The organism is Enterococcus sp. 12C11_DIV0727 (assembly GCF_002148425.2).
In the GTDB taxonomy this organism is placed as follows: domain Bacteria; phylum Bacillota; class Bacilli; order Lactobacillales; family Enterococcaceae; genus Enterococcus_L; species Enterococcus_L lemimoniae.
In genome coordinates this window covers 1565498-1585989 of record NZ_CP147248.1, presented here as the reverse complement: position 1 = coordinate 1585989, position 20492 = coordinate 1565498, and the positions used below count along the sequence as shown (strand labels likewise).

The window sequence follows — 20492 nt, the reverse complement described above, 5'->3', positions numbered from 1 at the left end:
ATTTTTTTTAAGATAATCGTATTACATACTTGCTATCATAAAGTATTTAGCCAATCAAAAACCGATTAAACAAGAACAAGACCGCATAGCCATAAGTGGCAACTGACCAAAACTTAAAAATCAGCAAAATCTTCATATACTCCTTAAAAGGAAGGTCAGTAAGTCCAGCTACCAAACACACCAAATCATCTGGTGCAAATGGAACGAGCAAGGTGATAATCATCAATCTCTTGATTCCTTTTTCGGGGCGATCTAGCATCTTTTCAAATTTTAAATAGCGTTTCTTCGTTAAAATCAATCGGGCAAAGGACTTACCGTAATAGCGAGCTAACCAGTAAACAATGATTTCCCCGATGATCAAACCGACATAACTATAAAGTAGCCCTTGAATATTACCGAACATCAGCATACCGACTACCGTAGAAATCCCACCAGGTAAGATTGGCACGATGACCTGTAATATTTGTAAAAAAATAAAAATAAATACCGCATATTCACCAAATTGCTTGATAAAATCCTGTAGAGATTGAACAGAATGAAAAATGCCTTTAGAATAACCATAAATAACCAAACCAGTAAAGATGATAACACCTACAATCGGTAGTACATAGATGATTCGTTTCAAAATGTTACGTCCCATGGCTGCAGTTTCCTCTCACTGTTACGTTATTTTTCGTTTCTTGTAATACTTTAATAGTTGATAAAATAATACGCCCAAAAGAATAGAAATGCTAATCATAACGCCCACAATGAAATTTTGTTGTTGATATTGCATCGTGAGTTGATGCTTTCCAGGAGATAAGTTAACTCCAGTAAAATTGCCTAAAACTGACATTGCTTTGACTTTTTTTCCATCAACTGTGATTTGCCAGTTTTTGTCATAAGGTATAGCTAAGTAGAGTAGCGTATTTTCTGAGTCAGTAACCGTTATATTGCCTGACAATGTTCCAGAAGCCTGTTGCTTAAGTTGAATAGCTTGGGACTTTTGCTTGGTAATAAATGAATCAAAAGTATCCTGTTGTAGGGTTTTTAATTCGATCATTTGATCTTCTAGTGCTATTTCTGATTCAAGTTGTAATTCAACCTCAGCATCTTTTTTAAAGTACCCCAAATTAAACAATTGATTGGTTGCGATGTAAACAGCTGGTTGGATTTTTTCACCATTTACTTTGAATGAGGTGATTTTTTTCCAATTGATTTCAGGTACATAAAGGTAAAGCTCACCGTTAGCGGATGTTTTGGTTGTAAGTGTGTAGTGATTGTCAGCTTGTGTTTCCCAAGTGACTTTTTGTGTTTCCTGAAAATAAGTTTGCGGGTTAGCTTGGATCTGCTGCAAAATCATTTCCTGATTTTTTAAAGGCTGATTTTCCACTAGTTTTAGTGAACGAAATCCTGAAGGGACTAAAAAGCCCATACCGATTGCTTCAGGATTTTGATAAACATTTGTAGATGAATCCGTTGAAAGATTTTCCTGATATGTTTTGACTTCAGGTGTTAGTTGATAGGAGACGTTCAAGAGCAGATTGATTACTTTTGATTCATCTACGTAAGCGATTCTACGATCATTTTTTTGATACAAGCCTAGAGCGTGAAGAGTATCCTGAGTTTTGGCATCTAACGTAGAGGTGTAGCTTGAGACGCCAGCGTATCCGTATAAAATTGGATTATTATAGCCATTATTTTTCTCTCTGTAACCTGCAGTATCAGAATCAATGGTTTGTTTGATGCGGAATAAATTTGCTTGCTTATCTTGCAAATCTGAAATCAGGTTATCTTGAATGTGAAATGTTTGCGCAAATTTTTCTTGATTACCAAATGGAATATCTTTAAAACTGATCCAAAAATTAAAAACCAGTTCAGAGCAAACAACTAAAAATAATAATGCATAGACGCTAACTCTTTTTGCGCCACTGTTTTTTTGAGTAAACACGATGATACCAAAGGTCAGCCAAATACTAATAAGACTGAGGATAAAATAATGATCAGATAAAAGAAAAATCTTTTCTTCAGAAAATTTTAAGGCAATATAGCCAATGAGCAATAGGCCAGAGAAAATAGTTGGAATCATGATCGTTAATTTTGCGCCCTCTTTTAATTTCAAAAAGGCTTCATAGCCAAATTTTATGATCAAAAAACTAAAGATAAAGGTATTTCTATACGGAAATCCTGCTGGGCTTTGGAACATATGCCAAACTGTATTCACTAACTCTAACCAGAAGCTTAAGAAAATAAACCCAAGCAGAAAAACGGCGCCCCATTTTGCTTTTTTAGGAATACTAGATAGCTGGAAATAGGCGATAAAAAGCATAACCATCAAGACCCCAGAAAAAATCGTGGGTAAATGCTCTAACCGCCATTCAAAATTAATACTACCAAGGCCAAATTGTGAAAGAAAATTAAGCCCAAAATTAGGTGTAGGTAAAAAGGTTTGCCAGTCAAAATTTGTTTTCTTTGTCGCTAACATTCCTTCGATAGCTGGAATTAAAATAAAACTGGTACTGATTCCGGTAAGAAAGGAAGTCAGAAAAAACAAGCGACCCTCCTTGATAAATTGCCAGAGCGATTTCTTTTTAGACGCATCATTTTTTTGATAGTACCAGTATAGACTGTAACAAACAGCGAATAGACAAAGCATGTAGCCCATATAATAATTAGTCACAATAGACAAAAATAAAGCGCCAGAATAAAGTGCATATTTTTTATGATCCCACAAGCGCTGAATGCCTAAAATAAGTAAAGGCAGTAAAATAAGGGCATCCAACCACATAAAATTCAAACAATAAACCGTTACAAAACCGCATAAACTATACGATGTTGAAAAGAGCAATGTGGCTATTGTAGATTGCTTATAGGTTTTGTGAAGGTAATAAAACATCGAACTGCCCATCAGTGAAATTTTTAAGGTAATGATCAGTAGGATTGCAATCGGCAACTGTTCATAAGAAAAAAGCAGCACTAAACTATTGAACGGGCTCAATAAATAATAAGCACTTAAGGGTAAAATCGTTCCGCCAAGTGCATCGGAAAATGAATAAAGGGAATAAGTATCACCCTGAAAAAATTGCTTAAATAAACTTAAAAAAGGCATATATTGTGTGCCCAAATCACTAACTAAGAGATTGTTATTTCCAAAAGGTGCTAATCTTAAAATCGACCAGAGTATGATCAATAATAGTAGGGGGAGAAGAAAGCTCCCGCTAATCAATAAATTTTTTTTAACTTTTAACATATTTTTACTGCTCCTCTATTCTAATGATTTATAACTGTTTTAGGATAAAGGTCCAATCAATCCTGAAAAATCAAACGAACTACCTGCAACAATACTATTTTTTAACGAGTTATTTATAAAATGAATTTGGTTTGAGTGATACTCTAAGAATCTAGTCTATCACGGGGTTAGGTGTTGATGCAAAAAAATCAATACTCACTTTTTACATATAGTCTTGTTTATTTTATCACAACTGTTCTTTTTTTAAAGCATAGAGTCATTTGTTTACTCTTTTTTATAAAATGCCGTTTTTTTAACTGTAAATCGAACAATTGTGGGATTTTAGACTTTAATTAGTGAAAAGCATCTTCGCTTTCGATATAATGGACAGTGAGGAGTTGATAAGATGTCATTAACGATAGAAGAAGCGATCGATTGGATTCACAGTAGACTGCCATTTGGCTCTAGACCTGGTCTTGATCGAGTAGAAGCATTATTGAAAAGAGTCGGCAATCCTGAAGAAAAAGTACCAACGATTCATATTGCGGGTACAAATGGAAAAGGATCTACTGTCACTTATTTACGGTGTATGCTAGAAGAGTTAGGGTTAAAAGTCGGTACCTTTACATCTCCGTATATCGAGCAGTTTAATGAACGAATTGCCATCAACGGACAAGGCATTTCAGATGATCATATCATCCAGTATGTAGAAAAATATCAAGAGTTGATCAAAGAGATGGATCAACAGCCTGAAAGTGCGGGAATCACAGAATTTGAAACCTTGACGGCCATGGCTCTTGATTATTTTTTAGATGAGGAAGTAGATATCACCATTGTGGAAGTTGGACTTGGTGGTTTATTAGATAGTACCAATGTTGTAAAACCGATGTTGACGGCAATCACAACCATTGGAAAAGATCATACAGAAATCTTAGGCGACACCCTTGAAAAAATTGCTTTCCAAAAGGCAGGGATTATTAAGGAGTCGATACCAGTTGTCACTGGGAATATTGAAGAAGAAGCTTTTGTAGTGATCAATGAAGTTGCCCAAACGAAGCATAGTAGAGTGTATCGCTATAATCAAGAGTATAAAACGGACTATTTACACCCAGATAAAAATTGGGGTGAGATTTTTAATTTTTACAGTGAAGCTGGCAAATTACCTAAGGTCAAAGTGCCTTTATTAGGTCGGCATCAAGTTGAAAATGCAGCGGTTGCGATCCAATTATTTTATCTTTATTGTGAGATACAGAAATTCAATTTTTCTGATAAAGATGTGTACCACGGATTAGCGCAAGCTCGCTGGCCTGCTCGGATGGAAAAAATCAGTGATGAACCATTGATCATTTTAGATGGTGCCCATAATGATCATGCAATGCGCCGCTTAGCAGAAAATTTGAAAAAAGAATTTCCAAATCGGGAAATCCACATTTTATTTTCAGCACTAGCTTCAAAAAATATTGATCAGATGATTGCGCTCTTGAGAGGAGTTCCAAATGTTCATTTATATTTGACGACATTTGATTATCCTAGGGCAATCGATCTAACTAAAATGGAACATTATGAAAATGATAAAACAGAAATCGTTTCATTGTGGCAATTCGGTTTAGGTGAAATTTTAGAAAAAATGTCATCAGATGACTTGCTGCTGGTGACAGGTTCACTTTATTTTGTTTCTCAGGTACGGGAATTATTAATGAATATTGGTTCTGACGTTGGGAATTAGTTGCTTTGAAACATGCCAAGAAACACAACGAAGAAATGAAGTGATGTTGAATGCTCCTGCGGTTACTCGTCGCACGAAAAGACTTGGTACAAGGTGAAGCGAAGCTGAACGTTGCTACCGTATCTAGCTACACAAATCAATCCTTAGGAAAATAGATAAATTGTCAATGAAACAAAGAACGTCTCATTGACAATTTCTTAATTTTCTACAGGATTAACCGATTTGTTTCGCTTTTAATGTTATTTAGCTTCAAGAGCTAGCCACTACGCTTTGCTTCGATCTCATCAATTCCTAAGAGCTAAAGCTCTAAGGATTGAAGGTCTCAAGAAAAAGATAAAAACTGAATGAGCTCTTTCAGCTTTTAATGTTATCTAGCTACGCGGGCTAGTCTCTCGTAAAAAAGATGAAAATGGAATGAGGCAAAAAGCACCTCAGTCAATTTTCCCTATTTTTCAGTCGAGACTGGACGAGCCCGCTACGCTTTTAAATTTAGGAGGAAATCATGAAAACAATTGATGGCGTAATTTTTGATATGGATGGTTTATTATTTGATACAGAATTGATTTATTATCAGTCAACACAAAAAATAGCAGATGCTATGAGTTTTCCTTACAGTAAAGAGCTTTATTTAGAGTTTCTAGGGGTGTCAGATGAAGAGGTTCAAGAAAACTATCATCGAATTTATAAAAATTTCGGTAAAGCCAAAGTAGATGAATTTATTCAACGGTCGTATGAAGATACTTACCAAGTGTTTGAATCGGGCGCTGTTCCTTTGAAGGATGGAGTTTTGGAGTTGCTTGATTTTCTAGACCAACAAGAAATTCCTCGAATCGTCGCTTCAAGCAATGTTCGTCCAGCAATCGAATTACTATTAGATGGGGCTGGAATCAAAGAACGTTTTTCTGGAATTGTTTCAGCAGAAGATGTGACCCGTGCAAAACCAGATCCAGAAATTTTCCAAAAAGCATTAGCGTATCTTGGTACCAAAGCAGATAATACGTTGATTTTTGAAGATTCATTTCATGGTGTAACAGCAGCAGATGCAGCAGGAATTCCTGTGATCATGGTCCCAGATTTATTGGCACCGACAGAAGAAATAAAAGGGAAAACGCTAGAAATTTTTGAAAGCTTGAATCAAGCGCCAGATTATTTTAAAAAATAAGATCATCACTCCTTTGCGTATCTTTTAGTAGAAGCGTATAAAGGAGTGATTTTTTTGATTAAAGAAGAAAAATTATTTATTAGAGAGATGCCAGAAGATTGTTTACCACGAGAACGATTGGAAGGTGTCGGTGAAAAAGCCCTATCCAATCAAGAGTTACTGGCAATTTTATTGCGAACAGGTTCCAAGAACACCAATGTGATGGAAGTCGCATCTAAATTTTTGAATTATTTTAATCATCTATACGAATTGAAGAATGCGACATTGACTGAAATGATGGAAATCAAAGGGATCGGTCGTATCAAAGCGATTGAGTTAAGAGCAGCTATCGAATTTGGCTATCGAATCCAACAAAGCACTCAGTTAAAATTAGGAAAGGTTTCGTCCAGCTATCAAATTGCGCAAAATTTGATCTATGAATTACAAGATTTTCAGCAAGAGCATTTAGTTTGTTTGTATTTGAATACTAAAAATGAAGTCATCAAGCAAGAGACTGTATTTAAAGGATCGTTAAATCAGTCTGTCGCTCACCCAAGAGAGATTTTTCGCAGTGCTGTAAAATATTCTGCAGCACGTTTGATTCTTGCACATAATCACCCAAGTGGTAACCCAACGCCATCAGAAAGTGATATTCATTTCACGCAAAGAATGCAAGAATGTGGGAAAATGATGGGGATTGAAGTATTAGATCATATTATCATCGGAGCACAAGTTTACATCAGTATGAGAGAAGAAAACTTTTTTGCTGCAGAATAACTAGATTTCTTGCAAAAATAAGGGTTCGCATGTACAATATTAGTGTAATCTTGTTTGGGACAATATAGAAGTTTTAATTTTAAAACCCTCTATCGTACACGGGCAATGTTACAATATTTAGTGCTTAAGCACGAGGAGGAACAAAAGAATGGAACAAGGAACAGTAAAATGGTTTAACGCAGAAAAAGGATTTGGATTTATCTCTCGCGAAGATGGTAGCGATGTATTCGTACATTTCTCAGCTATCCAAGGTGAAGGATTCAAAACAATCGAAGAAGGCCAATCAGTAAGCTTCGACGTTGAAGATTCAGATCGTGGACCTCAAGCAGTTAACGTTGTAAAAAACTAATTCATCCATTCCAAAACATCTAGCAAATTTGCTAGATGTTTTTTTTATGCAGAGTCTGTTGAGTGAGAATAATTTAGTTTTCAGTAGTTTCTCCTTACATTTTTGTTACTATCTTTTTTGTTGGTAAGTTGTAGACTACTTGTAAGAGGTGATAAACGTGTTGAATCTTTCTTTAGTGGTGTTCTTTGTCTCATTAGCGTTTCTTGGATTAGCAGGTGCTCTTTATCGTTGGCGAGCCTTTACCAATAAAAAAGCCTGGAATGGTATGGTAGTCCCGCTAGTTATGTTTGGCTTTGTGTTATTCGTTGTTAGTTTAATAATGATTTATCTCAATTACCCAAAATAATCTTTCGCATGAACGATGATACGGACCACTAGGCAAAAATGAACAAAACAAAAAAGGCATCCGTGATTTACCATTCACTGGATGCCTTTAAATCGTATTAGAACTTGAATCGCTCATTTAGGTTGATAACTCCTTAAATAGATTTTTTCAATTCTTTTACTGCTTGTGTAATCGTGATACCATAAGCAATATTTGCTTGGTTATTTGCATCGATAGCCATAAACAAATTTCTCTTTGTATCAAGTGCTACACGGTATTTTAATACTTTATTACCAAATGTCATAATAATTCTCCTCTCTTGATTCTTATGAAAGGCAACGATATCTGATAACGAAATTCCATGATTACTATACCACGGCTTGTTTGACGTGTAAAGAAGAAAGTTTTAATGTAACAGTTTTTTTTGTAGAAAGCTCTTTCACGTAGTATAATGGAGATACCAAAGAAGGAGGTTTTTTATCATGGGAGAGTCATATAAGAATATTTTAGTTGCTGTAGATGGTTCTGACCAGTCAGAAAATGCGTTTCAAGAAGCGATAAAAATTGCCAAACGCAATGGTGCTGCATTACACATATTGTCTGTTATTGAAGAGATGGGCAATTACTTTGGTGAACTAACGATGTCGATGGGCACCTTGATGGAAGATCTTCGTACAAAAGAAGAAGCAGAAATGAAAGAACGAGAGTCCAAAGCGCTTGAACAGGGCGTTACCAACGTTTTTACGTATGTCATGTATGGCTATCCTAAAACATTGATCGCTGATTTTAGAGAGTCAGAACAACCAATTGATTTGATTGTGATTGGTAGAACTGGGCTAAATGGTTTTGAGCGATTAATGGTCGGATCAACGACGTCTTATGTTGTCAATCATACGAAAGTCAATGTTTTAGTGGTGAATAAAACAGTTTAGAGTTTAAATAAGAGCAAAAAGCAACTGTAGGCGTTGAGTCTGTCAGTTGCTTTTTTACTATTGACATTAAAGTTAGGTTTCATGTTATAGTACAAAAAAAGTAATCGGAGGAATCAAATGACAGGAAAAACAGTAAAAGAAGCCGCTAAAATACTTGGAGTCCCAAAATCAACCTTGCGATATTATGATAAGATTGACTTACTAAAACCGAGTAGAGAAGACAACGGTTATCGAGTGTATCAAAAGATCGATTTATTAATGATTAAATACATTTTGGTAATGAAATATGGTGAATTTAACCTTGAATAAATGCAAACACTATTAGGTTTAATCTCAGATAAGACCACGACTGACTGCAGAGAAAAAACAGAAAAATTGATAAAGGCTAAGAAAAAGCTATTCCAAGATAAAATCGACTATTATCAGCAAATGGTATCATTATTCGAAAAAGTCCCAGAAATAAAAGATTTTAACGATGAGGAAGAACGTGCAATCGATTCTTATGTTGAGCAAATCTATCATATGATTTCAACACCTGAGGTAATAATTCAATGAAAACATTATTATTCGCACCAGAAACTTTTAATTTAGCTGAAACAACTAGAATGATCGAAGTCGCCAAAGAATGTCAGGCCGAAGCTAACTGTGTTTTTATGGGCTATAGTCGGAAATTTGCTGACTTTATTGAAGAATCAGGGTTTGAATTTAACTATTTATCACCTCATTTAACAGAAACAGATATCGTTAAGATCATGAACTTTGATCAAATGAAATCGTTCAAAATTCCTTTTACCTATGATACGTTGAAAATGAGGATCGAAAATGAATTAAAATTGATTAAGAAGCTTAATCCAGACGGGATAATCATTGGTTCTACGATCAGTTTATTGATTAGTGTACGTGTCAAAAAGGTTCCATTGATTTATGTTAAGCCCTATGCTTATAGTCCGGCTCATGTAGAAGGACCAATATTTATGAAAGATTCAAATCCCTATTTAAAAAAACTAGCACAATCTTTTATTTTACATTTAAAATGGCTTCCAAAAAGTATTAAAAAGCTGATAGAAGAGTATGATGTAAAAGATTGATTTAACTATACGATCGACGCTATGTCCGCTGATTTAAATTGTATCACTACACCTGAATTATTAACTAATAATCCTAATTTACCAAGTGACAGTATTTATGTTGGGCCTATTTTTGCGAATTTAAATGAAGAGATACCAACTCAGTTACAACAGTTGCTAGAAACAAGTACAAAACCTCTTATTTATTGTAGTATGGGAAGTTCGACTAATCGTCAACTCATTTTTGAGTTATTACGTAATTTTGATGGATTAGATGTTGAGGTGATCAGCCCAATGAGAAGTTACTTAACAGAAAAACAAATAGAGCAACTTCCTGTAAATGTACATCTTTATGATTGGTTACCTGCAATGGAGGTGCAAAATAAAGTAACACCTTGTGTTCTTCATGGTGGAGAAGGAACGGTTCAGACCGCATGCCTCGCTGGGAAGCCATTTATCGGCATTGGTTTACAGAAAGAACAAGAGTATAATATCAGCTGTTGCACTAAGTATGGTAATGCAATTCAAATAAAAAAAAGCAAATTAAAGGATCAGTATTTGTTTAAGCAGAATCTTCAAGCACTTTTGAATCATTCAGTCTATGAGCAGCAAGCTAAAAAGCTACAGCAAGAATTAAAACCACATAAGGGGAGTAAGTTAGCAGCCCAAGAACTTATGCAATTTTTAACGACTGTTACTAAATAAAAAAAAGCCAGAACAGGAATGTTTTTTTATCCCTGTTCTGGCTTTTATAATAGGTAAAACTCATGAAGTCATGATCATTGGCAAAATCATTGGGTGACGTTCTGTTTTTTCAAACAAGAACGGTTGTAGAGCAGCTGTGATTGCATCACACAATTTTGCTTCTGTACAATTGTCATCCCGCAATGCTTCGCGGATTGCGTTAAATAATAAACGCTGTCCTTCGTGGATCATTTCGCCTGACTCTCTCATATAAACGAATCCACGAGATAAAATATCTGGACCAGCTAGAATTTCTTTATTTTTAATATCAACTGTTGCTACAGCTAAAACTAAGCCCTCTTCTGAAAGAATTCGACGGTCACGTAAAACAACATTGCCGATATCACCGACACCATTACCGTCTACATACACATCATTTGCATTGAAATGTCCTGCAATACGAGCGTCATCAGCTGTTAAAGCCAATACATCACCATTCTCCATAATAAAACAATTTTCAGCAGGAACACCGACATCTTGTGCTAACGATGCATGGATTTTCAACATTCTAAATTCACCATGAACAGGAACGAAATATTTAGGTTTCATTAAGCTCAACATTAGTTTTTGCTCTTCTTGACCACCGTGACCTGAAGTATGGATATTGTTGATTTTACCATGAATAACTTCAGCTCCTGCTTCTGAAAGCAAGTTGATCAAACGATTAACACTCGTTGTATTTCCTGGAATCGGTGAACTTGAAAAGATTACTGTATCACCAGGTTGTACGGAGATTTGACGGTGTGTTCCATTAGCGATCCGACTTAATGCTGCCATCGGTTCACCTTGAGAACCCGTACATAAGATCATGGTCTCATTAGCCGGTAGTTGGTTAAGCTCAGAGGCATCGACAAAGGTTCCTTTAGGTACATTGATATAACCTAGTTGTTCGCCATTGACGATCGCATTTTCCATACTACGGCCAAATACTGCAATTTTACGTCCCGTTGCAACCGCGGCATCAGCAGCTTGTTGCAGACGGAAAATATTTGAGGCAAAACTTGCAAAGATGATTCTACCATCGATTTTTTCAAAAATCTTCAAAATAGAAGATCCGATTGTTTTCTCTGATTTAGTAAATGTTGGGATTTCAGCGTTGGTACTATCTGATAATAGACACAAAACGCCTTCTTCACCTAATTTTGCCATACGATGTAAGTTTGCTGGTTCACCAACTGGTGTAAAGTCAAACTTGAAATCGCCTGTTGCAACAATATTTCCAGATGGTGTTTTAACAACAACACCTAATGCATCAGGAATACTGTGCGTTGTTCTGAAAAAGCTGACCGCTGTCTTGCGGAAACGAATCACAGTATCTTCATTGATTTCATGCATCTCAGCATCACGCAATAGTCCATGTTCATCCAGTTTATTCGTGATCAAAGCTAAAGCCAAGGGACCCGCGTAAATCGGGATATTAGCTTGACGTAATAAATACGGAACGCCACCAATATGATCTTCGTGACCATGAGTGATAACTAACGCTTTGACTTTATGCAGGTTTTGAACGATGTAGCTATAATCTGGAATAACATAGTCGATTCCAAGTAAATCATCTTCTGGAAACTTGATCCCAGCATCAATAATGATGATTTCATCTTGAAATTGAACCCCATAAGTGTTTTTTCCAATCTCGCCCAAACCGCCTATTGCAAAAACGCCGGTTTCATTGTTTTTTATATTTACTTTCATATTAAAACTCCGTTAAAGAGAATTCCGCGTGCTCTGTTTCATAAGCTAAATGATTTTCATCAAGTGCTTGGATATACTCAATATTGTATGGGGTATTTTCTTCTACTTGTTGACGTACGATCACGTCATTTTCCGCTTCTACATAAATCGATTTTGTATCTTCTCTTTTTGGGTTTCTTGTTTTTGTTTCTTGATAATAAACTTTATAAATCATCGTTTTTTCTCCTTTATCTGCTTAAGCAGTTAGTTATTTATTTTTATTATTTTCTTACTGTAATTTTGAACACAACAAAATGAGGTGGCTGTCCACCTTAAAAACAATTGTCATCAAGAACCTTTGTTGATGATGAAATGAAGCCTCGACTTTGCTTCACGTTACTTGTTTTATGGCACCTGTACTTTCTTTCAACCGTCCTTTGTGTTGTGTGTACAACAATTAATCGTATTTTATCATAAAATAGGAAATAAGTATAGAAACAGACTTGTGACTTTAAAGAAACTCTATTATTCATTTGGTTGATTTAAAGGAGTCCCTTTCTTTTTATTGAAATACAAATTTAACCCAATTAGATGCATTAAATAGACGATGGCTAAAGTCGTTGTCATAAATGGATTACGGACAATGACACATGGAATTGCAAAAACCACAAACAAAGTTGAAAATAGTTTTACACGACCTAGTGGCGTAATTTTCTTTTCAACGATAGATTCTTGAATATACTTTTGATAATAGCTCGATTCAATAAATTTAGTATATAAATAGTCAGAACTGCGCATCCAGAAAAATGCGGTCAAGATATAAAAAATCGCTGTGGGTAAAATTGGTAGGAAAATTCCTACTGTTCCAAGTCCGAATGTAAGGCAACCTAAAAACATATAAAGCATTTTTTTCATTGATTTGATTCCATCGCTTTCCTCTGATTTTGTTACGAAAAGTAAAGTAACTTTTATTATAGCATAGTAAAAATGGTCTAGTTTATTATTCAGTTGAAAAGGGAGCGATTTTCATTTAAATATAATTTACCTAGCCATTAGTTTTATGCTATAGTGGAAGTACTGGGTCAAAAATTGGAATAGGAGATGATCGATTGAAATTGATGTGGCGTTACACGATGAGATATAAGAAGCTATTATTTTTAGATTTCATTTGTGTTTTTGGATTTATATTGATAGAACTAGGGTTACCGACGATCTTAGCACGAATGATCGATGTTGGAATCAAAAACAATGATTACGATTATGTAAAACAACAAGGATTGTTAATGATCGGGATCACGGTTGTCGGTGTGGTGATGAATATCATGTTAGGCTATTTTGGGGCACGCATGACAACAAATATTGTTCGCGATATTCGTGATGATCTATTTGAAAAAGTACAGACTTTTTCCCATCGTGAATATGAAACGATCGGTGTTTCATCACTGATTACAAGAACAACCAATGATGCGTATCAAATCATGTTGTTTATGGGGAATATTTTACGAATCGGTTTTATGACACCGATGATGTTTTTTGTCAGTTTATATATGGTTATGCGAACAAGCCCTTCGCTAGGTTGGTTTGTTTTAGGTGCTTTACCGTTTCTATTGGCAGCAGTTGTCCTGATTGCCAAAGTTTCTGAACCTTTATCAAACAAGCAACAAAAGAACTTAGACAGAATCAACGGGATATTAAGAGAAAATCTTTCTGGTCTGCGCGTGATCCGGGCGTTTGTTAATGAGAAGTTTGAAGAAAGTCGTTTTAGCAAAGTCAATGAGGATTATACAAAAAGTTCTAAGAGCCTTTTCCGTTTGATGGCGGCAGCTCAACCAGGATTTTTCTTCCTATTTAATATCGTAATGGTGTTGATTATTTGGAATGGTGCCCTTCAGATCGACCAAGGCAGTTTATTAGTAGGGGATTTGATTGCCTTTATTGAATATATTTTCCACGCATTGTTCTCATTTATGCTTTTTGCAAGTGTCTTTATGATGTATCCACGTGCGGCTGTTTCAGCGCGTCGGATTCAAGAAGCCTTTGATATGGAACCTGTGATTCGTGAAAATGAAGCTGGAATCACTGAAACGAAGACTAAAGGCTACTTAGAATTTAAAAATGTTACATTTGCTTACCCAGGACATTCAGAAAGTCCTGTGATACGTAATGTTAGTTTTACAGCTTCTCCAGGAGAAACTGTGGCATTTATTGGGAGTACTGGTAGTGGGAAATCAACGCTGATCCAATTGATCCCACGTTTCTATGATGTTTCTGAAGGTGAAGTTTTACTTGATGGTGTAGATGTGCGCGATTATAAACTGAGTGCTTTACGTAATAAAATCGGTTATATTCCGCAAAAAGCGTTGCTATTTACCGGAACAATCGCAGAAAATATGCGTTATGGTAAAGAAGATGCAACAATTGAAGAAATGGAATTAGCTGCAGAAATCGCCCAAGCAACAGAGTTTATTTCACAAAAGCCAGATGGTTATGATGAACTTTTATCAGAAGGTGGAACAAACTTTTCAGGGGGGCAAAAACAACGTTTGGCAATTGCCAGAGCTGTGATTCGTCGTCCAGAAGTTTATATATTTGATGATAGTTTTTCAGCTTTAGATTATCAAACAGATGCTAATTTAAGAGCTCGTTTGAAAAAAGAAACAACCGAATCAACTGTTTTGATCGTCGCACAACGTGTGGGAACGATCATGCATGCAGATAAGATCGTGGTGCTAAATGAAGGGGATGTCGTTGGCATCGGTACCCATCGTGAATTACTTGAGAATTGTCCTATCTATTATGATATTGCTGCTTCTCAATTGTCAGAGGAGGAATTAGCATGAAAAACGCACTCTCTTCGATTAAACGGTTAGGCAGATATATTAATCCTTATAAAGGAACTTTCATTTTAGTGATCATCTTTACTGTTTTAACGGTGGCTTTTAATGCTGCAATGCCGTACGTTTCTGGATTACCGATCACTGAGATTAGTAAGAATGTTGCACAAGGAACAGGTTTGAATTACGCTTATATCATTCAATGTCTGATTTGGATTTTGATTGTCGGTTTAGGGTATTGTGCAGCGCAATTTTTATCAGGATATTTGATGGCAGCAGTCGTTCAGCATTCTATGCGTGACTTGCGTCGGGATATCGATGAAAAAATCAATCGTCTACCCGTTTCTTATTTCGATAAAAACCAACAAGGAAATATTTTATCTCGTGTAACCAATGATGTGGATGCAGTGAGTAATGCAATGCAACAAAGTTTCATTAATATCGTTTCAGCTATTCTAGGAATAGTGATGGCTGTTGTGATGATGTTTTACATCAATTGGTTAATGGCACTGATATCAATCATCATGATTCCATTGTCACTATTTATTTCAAAAACGATCGTTGGGGTTTCACAAAAATACTTCCAAGGTATGCAAAATGCACTTGGAAATTTAAATGGGTATGTGCAAGAAAATATGACAGGCTTTAGTGTGTTAAAACTCTATGGTCGTGAATCAGAAACCTTGCAAGGCTTTAAAAAAGCCAACCATAATTTGAATAGCTTTGGGTTTAAAGCAACTTTTATTTCAGGTTTGATGCTACCTCTCGTACAAATGACCGCTTATGGTACGTATATCGGTATGGCTGTTTTAGGTAGTTACTATGTTATTACTGGTGCAATCGTAGTCGGACAATTACAAGCGTTCATTCAATATATTTGGCAGATCAGTCAGCCAATGGGGAATATCACGCAATTGTCAGCAGCATTACAAAGTGCTTCGGCAGCAACAACACGTGTATTTGAAATTTTAGATGAGCCAGAAGAAGAACTAAACGAGCACGATATTCCTTTACCGGAAAAGGTTCAAGGCTCAGTTCAATTTGATAATGTTAGCTTTAGTTATGATCCTGCTAAACCATTGATCAGAAACTTGAACTTTGAAGTGCAAGCGGGTCAAACGGTTGCGATCGTTGGACCAACGGGTGCGGGGAAAACTACGTTGATCAATTTACTAATGCGTTTTTATGACGTTACGGATGGTGCAATCAAAATCGATGGAATCGATACGAAAAAAATGGATCGTAGTGATGTTCGTTCGGTTTTCGGTATGGTCTTACAAGATGCTTGGTTATATGAAGGAACGATTGCCGATAATATTCGTTTTGGTAAATTAGACGCAACAGACTATGAAGTAGTAGATGCGGCTAAAACAGCCAATGTTGACCACTTTATCCGAACAATGCCAGATGGTTATGAGATGGAAATCAATTCTGAAGGAGACAATGTGTCTCTTGGGCAAAAGCAATTGTTGACGATTGCTAGAGCAGTGATTTCTGATCCAAGAATTTTGATTTTAGATGAAGCAACAAGTTCTGTGGATACTCGCTTAGAAGCATTGATTCAAAAAGCAATGGAACGAGTAATGGAAGGGCGCACAAGTTTTGTGATCGCTCACCGTTTATCAACAATTCGTGAGGCGGATTTAATCCTTGTGATGAATCAAGGTGAAATCATTGAAAAAGGAACGCATAACGAGCTGTTAGAACAAGGCGGCTTTTATGAAAAACTTTATAATAGCCAATTTGCTGAAGATGGCGACTATGAATAATTGCTATGAAGAAGGGACACTGAATAATAGTGTCCCTTCTTTTTTGTATAACGTAAGGGCGTTTATGACCATGTAATTTACTCAAGTTTGCTATACTAAAGATAGTAGAAGAGGTGGAAAGCATGACAAAAGAATATTTTATTGCATCAAGTGCAGACGTTTACGGCAATGTAGTGCTTGGAAAAGATACGAGTATCTGGTTTCAATCGGTGCTACGGGGAGATAATAATACGATTACAATCCATTCAGGAAGCAATGTGCAGGATGGCACTGTGATTCATGTTGATCAGGATGCTCCTGTCGTGATTGGTGAAAACGTCACAATTGGACATCACTGTATGCTTCATGGCTGTACAATAGAAGATGGAGCTCTGATCGGTATGAGTTCAACCATTTTAAATCATGCAACGATTGGAAAAAATAGTTTGATTGGTGCAGGTTCTTTAGTGACGGAGGGGGCTGAGATTCCGCCAAACGTTTTAGCATTTGGTCGACCGGTTAAAGTCATTCGTCCGTTAACTAGAGAAGAGATCCGTAAAAATAAAGAAAATGCTCAGCACTATGTTGACCTGTCAAAAAATTTTGTAGCTGAAAAGTACCCGAAACTAACGTGAGAGGAAGAACTACAGATGAAAAAATCAAGGTAATGACAGTTTTTGGTACAAGACCAGAAGCAATTCAAAATGCACATACTTAAAACCTTTATGGTAACGGTAAAGCAAACCAACGAATGGCAGAAGCGGTTGCGTACGAGTTTCAACAAATAACAGAGTTACCGTCATCTTTTGAGTAGGAAACTAGTGCATATCTTTCGGAAAAGTCATATTTAGATGGTAGGATTAGTGTATTAAGCAAAGAAAGAAGGGCGAACTAGATGTTTTTACATGTCAGCGATGAAGCACAGATAAAATTGACTCCTTATATTGAACGTAAAGCTGTGATTATTTTAGATCTAGATGATGGTGTTGGTCGCTATTCAAAAATGGGTGTTTGTTCCTTAGACACAAGTTTCCGTTTGTTGCTATTGGATCAGCTACAAGATAAATCAGATTTTAATTTATCTTTAGATTCGGATATCGGATCGGTATACATCAAGGATTATTCTAAACGATATTTGGATGAAGAAATGACGTTGGAAGTCGATCCGCGTTTGCAGGTATTTAAATTGAAAAGCCCAAGTGGTGTTTTAGATGGCAATGTACCGATTGTTGATTTGCGACCAGAACAAACTGTAGAACACTAAAAAAGAGATGAGACAGCAGTGATTTGTAGTGTTGTCTCATCTCTTTTTTAATCTGGTCGTTTTAAATCAAACAATCCGTCAATATGACTATAAGTATTTCCAGCCAATCGTGCGATTGGATTAAATTCTTCTGGTAAAATATACTCATTTTCCTTATCAAAAACAGTTTCAGCAAAATGAAAATCAGTGATTTCTAAAATAAATAAATCAGTAATGATCTGCTCTTCATGATTCTTAATGGGCACATACTGATGGAGACGTGCTTCCATTCGAATTGGTGCGGCTGTGATTCCAGGTACTGTAACTGAGTTACTTGCAGTAGTTTCGATCTCATTGATCGTGATTTCACTTTGTTCCGGCTCAAAAGAAGCTGCTGTTTTATTCATCGATTCAACCACATGATCATCGACTAAATGGATCACGAGTTCATTCGTTGCTAAGATATTTCTAGCCGTATCTTTGATCGAACCAGCTCGTCTGAGAATGGCTAAAGTTACTAACGGAATATCAGAAGCTACAGCATTGAAAAAACTAAACGGTGCAGCATTGATTGTTCCGTGTTCTTGATTTAGAGTCGTTACCCAAGCAATCGGTCGTGGAATAATACTGCCAGATAAAAATTTGTATGTTTGTTTTGAAGTTAATTGGCTAGTCGGATAATGCAACATAGATTTTCTCCAATTCTGTTGGAATTAACGCGGTTTATTCGCATCAGATGTATCAAAAGGACGAACAAATTCTTCGATTTCTGTTCTTTTACTTTCTAAAAAGGGTGGTAAAGAAAGTTTTTCGCCAGCAGCTTCATAGGTTTCATCTTGTAAGAAACCAGGGCCATCTGTTGCTAACTCAAATAAAATATGAGGAGCAGCTCTAAAATAATCAGATTTGAAATAAAAACGCTCAACGAAACCAGAGTTAGGAAATTGCAGGCGATTGATTTTCTCAATCCAAAAACGTAAAGCTTCTTGATCTGCTACACGTAATGCCAAATGATGAACATTCCCAAAACCTTCTTGCGCTTCTGGAAGGTCATCACGATGTTCTACAATAATACCAGCGCCATTGCCGCCCTCAGCCACTTCAAATAAATGGAAATGCCCTTCAGCATCGACTAATTTAAACCCTAGTACCTCAACCAAAACGCGTTGCATATGATCGAAATCTGCTACTGTTACAAACACTGGACCTAATCCAGTCAAAGCGTGTTCAGCAGGGACATCTGTTTTCTTCCAGGGAGTACCGCTAGGGACACCATGGTTCATTTCATCAGAAATCAATTGATATTGTTGTTGATCGAAATCTTCAAACTCTAAATATTTTTTACCGAAACGTTCTTGAATTTCACCATGATCGATTTTATGTTCATTAAAACGATCGATCCAATAAGTTAAAGCCGCATCATTTTTAACACGAAACGAGGTGCGTGAAATAGCATTTGTTCCCTTAGAGCCTTTAGGGATTCCAGGGAAATCGAAAAAGGTCATATCTGTACCAGCAGAGCCGAGATCGTCTGCAAAAAATAAATGGTATGTTTCAATGTCATCTTGATTGACTGTTTTTTTGATTAATCGCAATCCTAAAAGATCTGTAAAGAACCGATAAATTTTTTCTGCACTAGATGTCATTGCTGTAACGTGATGAATACCGCGAATTTGTGTTTCCATAATATAAAACCTCCAAGTTGATTTTTATTTATTTTTACTTACTAAAAGTAAGTTTACATCTAAACTCAGAATTAAGCAACTCTTTTCTCCTTTCCTAACTATTGCTAGAAAGAATAAAGAAGAGTACCATAAGATTATTAACTAGGTAAAGAAGGTAGGGGAAAAGGATGGAAGAGAAAAAAACGTTTCACGTCAATGGCTACATTGCGCTACTTGTGTTGATTATTTTACTTGTGATCGGTAGCTATTCTTTTTATGTCGGGGTAACAGATGAACGCTTTAGCATGATTACGATTGGGTTTGTATTATGGGTGATTTCTGCTTTATTTTTAAGCTCATTAACAATCGTTAGTCCAAATCAAGCCAAAGCAATTTTATTTTTTGGACAATATTTAGGGACAATCAAAGATAATGGACTGTTTGTGACAACTCCTCTGACACAAAAAATCAATGTGTCATTAAAAGTGCGGAATTTTAATAGTTCATTGTTAAAAGTCAATGATTCAGACGGAAACCCAGTTGAAATTTCTGCTGTTGTTGTTTTTAAAGTGGTTGATACAGCGAAAGCATTATTCGATGTTGACCGTTATCAAGATTTTGTGGAAATTCAAAGCGAGACCGCGATTCGTCATATTGCTACCCAATACCCATATGATACATTCAATGAAGATGACCTGACTCTAAGAGGAAATACCAATGAAGTTTCAGAAGAGTTGGCAAAAGAATTACAAGACCGTTTAGCGGCAGCAGGTGTTGAAGTGATCGAAACACGATTAAATCACTTAGCATATGCGACTGAAATTGCTAGTGCGATGCTACAAAGACAACAAGCTAAAGCGATCCTCTCTGCACGTCAGATTATCGTTGAAGGTGCGGTATCTATGACGCAAATGGCGTTAGAGCAAATTGAGGATGGTCAAAAGATCAATTTTACAGATGATCGTAAAGTTCAATTAATTAATAATCTCTTAGTATCGATCATAACCGATAAAGGGACACAGCCTGTGATCAATACTGGTGATGTTCACGAACGATAGAATAA

23 protein-coding genes are annotated in these 20492 nt (G+C 36.2%); 15 read left to right on the top strand and 8 right to left on the bottom strand.

Annotated features, from left to right (window positions below):
- Positions 1-46 precede the first annotated feature (46 nt).
- Both A5866_RS07680 and A5866_RS07675 read right to left on the bottom strand, forming a co-directional pair.
- Positions 47-640: a TVP38/TMEM64 family protein gene (locus A5866_RS07680; RefSeq protein WP_086443909.1), complete on the bottom strand. Its 594-nt coding sequence runs from the start codon at positions 638-640 to the stop codon at positions 47-49.
- A 21-nt stretch (positions 641-661) separates the two neighbouring features.
- Positions 662-3229: a YfhO family protein gene (locus tag A5866_RS07675; protein WP_086443910.1), complete on the bottom strand. Its 2568-nt coding sequence runs from the start codon at positions 3227-3229 to the stop codon at positions 662-664.
- 385 nt (positions 3230-3614) lie between these two features.
- Between A5866_RS07675 and A5866_RS07670 the strand changes: the two genes are divergently transcribed.
- From A5866_RS07670 to A5866_RS07650, 5 genes are all read left to right on the top strand, one after another.
- On the top strand, positions 3615-4934 hold the full coding sequence (locus A5866_RS07670) for a bifunctional folylpolyglutamate synthase/dihydrofolate synthase (protein ID WP_086443911.1): 1320 nt from the start codon (positions 3615-3617) through the stop codon (positions 4932-4934).
- Positions 4935-5436: 502 nt separating this feature from the next.
- Positions 5437-6096 carry an HAD family hydrolase gene (locus A5866_RS07665; RefSeq protein WP_086443912.1) on the top strand — a complete coding sequence of 220 codons (660 nt, stop codon included), beginning with the start codon at positions 5437-5439 and terminating at the stop codon, positions 6094-6096.
- Positions 6097-6183: 87 nt separating this feature from the next.
- A complete protein-coding gene (gene radC / locus A5866_RS07660; RefSeq protein ID WP_176271462.1) occupies positions 6184-6852 on the top strand; it encodes a RadC family protein in 669 nt (222 codons plus the stop codon).
- A gap of 148 nt (positions 6853-7000) precedes the next feature.
- Positions 7001-7201 (top strand): cold-shock protein, encoded by a 201-nt coding sequence (locus A5866_RS07655; protein ID WP_010760372.1) that lies wholly within the window; start codon positions 7001-7003, stop codon positions 7199-7201.
- 157 nt (positions 7202-7358) lie between these two features.
- Entirely contained in the window at positions 7359-7547 is a 189-nt protein-coding gene (locus A5866_RS07650; protein WP_086278591.1) for a hypothetical protein, read from the top strand.
- A gap of 133 nt (positions 7548-7680) precedes the next feature.
- On the opposite strand, the gene A5866_RS07645 is transcribed toward A5866_RS07650, so the two are convergent.
- Complete coding sequence (locus A5866_RS07645) at positions 7681-7830, bottom strand: hypothetical protein (RefSeq protein WP_010760373.1); 150 nt, start codon at positions 7828-7830, stop codon at positions 7681-7683.
- A gap of 178 nt (positions 7831-8008) precedes the next feature.
- Here A5866_RS07645 and A5866_RS07640 point away from each other — a divergent pair, with 178 nt between their 5' ends.
- The 5 genes from A5866_RS07640 to A5866_RS07620 all read left to right on the top strand — a co-directional run bounded on the left by A5866_RS07640 (position 8009) and on the right by A5866_RS07620 (position 10230).
- Positions 8009-8458: a universal stress protein gene (locus A5866_RS07640; RefSeq protein ID WP_086443913.1), complete on the top strand. Its 450-nt coding sequence runs from the start codon at positions 8009-8011 to the stop codon at positions 8456-8458.
- Positions 8459-8575: 117 nt separating this feature from the next.
- A complete protein-coding gene (locus tag A5866_RS07635; RefSeq protein ID WP_086443914.1) occupies positions 8576-8767 on the top strand; it encodes a MerR family DNA-binding transcriptional regulator in 192 nt (63 codons plus the stop codon).
- Positions 8768-9013 (top strand): hypothetical protein, encoded by a 246-nt coding sequence (locus tag A5866_RS07630; RefSeq protein WP_086443915.1) that lies wholly within the window; start codon positions 8768-8770, stop codon positions 9011-9013.
- Positions 9010-9546: a hypothetical protein gene (locus tag A5866_RS07625; RefSeq protein WP_086443916.1), complete on the top strand. Its 537-nt coding sequence runs from the start codon at positions 9010-9012 to the stop codon at positions 9544-9546. The genes A5866_RS07630 and A5866_RS07625 overlap by 4 nt, the downstream gene beginning before the upstream one ends.
- A gap of 21 nt (positions 9547-9567) precedes the next feature.
- Entirely contained in the window at positions 9568-10230 is a 663-nt protein-coding gene (locus tag A5866_RS07620) for a glycosyltransferase (RefSeq protein WP_086443917.1), read from the top strand.
- A gap of 60 nt (positions 10231-10290) precedes the next feature.
- Here the strand turns inward: A5866_RS07620 and rnjA are convergent, their stop codons facing one another.
- The 3 genes from rnjA to A5866_RS07605 all read right to left on the bottom strand — a co-directional run bounded on the left by rnjA (position 10291) and on the right by A5866_RS07605 (position 12855).
- Positions 10291-11961: a ribonuclease J1 gene (gene rnjA, locus A5866_RS07615; RefSeq protein WP_086278596.1), complete on the bottom strand. Its 1671-nt coding sequence runs from the start codon at positions 11959-11961 to the stop codon at positions 10291-10293.
- Position 11962: 1 nt separating this feature from the next.
- Positions 11963-12175: a DNA-directed RNA polymerase subunit epsilon gene (locus A5866_RS07610; protein WP_086278597.1), complete on the bottom strand. Its 213-nt coding sequence runs from the start codon at positions 12173-12175 to the stop codon at positions 11963-11965.
- Between the two features lie 290 nt (positions 12176-12465).
- A complete protein-coding gene (locus tag A5866_RS07605) occupies positions 12466-12855 on the bottom strand; it encodes a YbaN family protein (protein ID WP_086278598.1) in 390 nt (129 codons plus the stop codon).
- 194 nt (positions 12856-13049) lie between these two features.
- Here A5866_RS07605 and A5866_RS07600 point away from each other — a divergent pair, with 194 nt between their 5' ends.
- From A5866_RS07600 to A5866_RS07585, 4 genes are all read left to right on the top strand, one after another.
- Complete coding sequence (locus A5866_RS07600; RefSeq protein WP_086278599.1) at positions 13050-14780, top strand: ABC transporter ATP-binding protein; 1731 nt, start codon at positions 13050-13052, stop codon at positions 14778-14780.
- A complete protein-coding gene (gene efrB / locus A5866_RS07595) occupies positions 14777-16543 on the top strand; it encodes a multidrug efflux ABC transporter subunit EfrB (protein ID WP_086443918.1) in 1767 nt (588 codons plus the stop codon). Before A5866_RS07600 ends, efrB begins: the two co-directional genes overlap by 4 nt.
- Positions 16544-16665: 122 nt before the next feature.
- On the top strand, positions 16666-17157 hold the full coding sequence (locus A5866_RS07590) for a gamma carbonic anhydrase family protein (RefSeq protein WP_086443919.1): 492 nt from the start codon (positions 16666-16668) through the stop codon (positions 17155-17157).
- A 260-nt stretch (positions 17158-17417) separates the two neighbouring features.
- The gene (locus tag A5866_RS07585) at positions 17418-17786 is read left to right on the top strand and encodes an iron-sulfur cluster biosynthesis family protein (RefSeq protein ID WP_086443920.1); all 369 of its coding nucleotides are present in this window, start codon (positions 17418-17420) and stop codon (positions 17784-17786) included.
- Positions 17787-17833: 47 nt separating this feature from the next.
- Here the strand turns inward: A5866_RS07585 and A5866_RS07580 are convergent, their stop codons facing one another.
- Together A5866_RS07580 and A5866_RS07575 are read right to left on the bottom strand one after the other, a co-directional pair.
- Positions 17834-18454 carry a flavin reductase family protein gene (locus tag A5866_RS07580; protein WP_086443921.1) on the bottom strand — a complete coding sequence of 207 codons (621 nt, stop codon included), beginning with the start codon at positions 18452-18454 and terminating at the stop codon, positions 17834-17836.
- 24 nt (positions 18455-18478) lie between these two features.
- Positions 18479-19450 (bottom strand): ring-cleaving dioxygenase, encoded by a 972-nt coding sequence (locus tag A5866_RS07575; RefSeq protein WP_086443922.1) that lies wholly within the window; start codon positions 19448-19450, stop codon positions 18479-18481.
- Between the two features lie 167 nt (positions 19451-19617).
- Between A5866_RS07575 and A5866_RS07570 the strand changes: the two genes are divergently transcribed.
- The gene (locus A5866_RS07570) at positions 19618-20487 is read left to right on the top strand and encodes an SPFH domain-containing protein (RefSeq protein WP_086443923.1); all 870 of its coding nucleotides are present in this window, start codon (positions 19618-19620) and stop codon (positions 20485-20487) included.
- Positions 20488-20492: the final 5 nt, after the last annotated feature.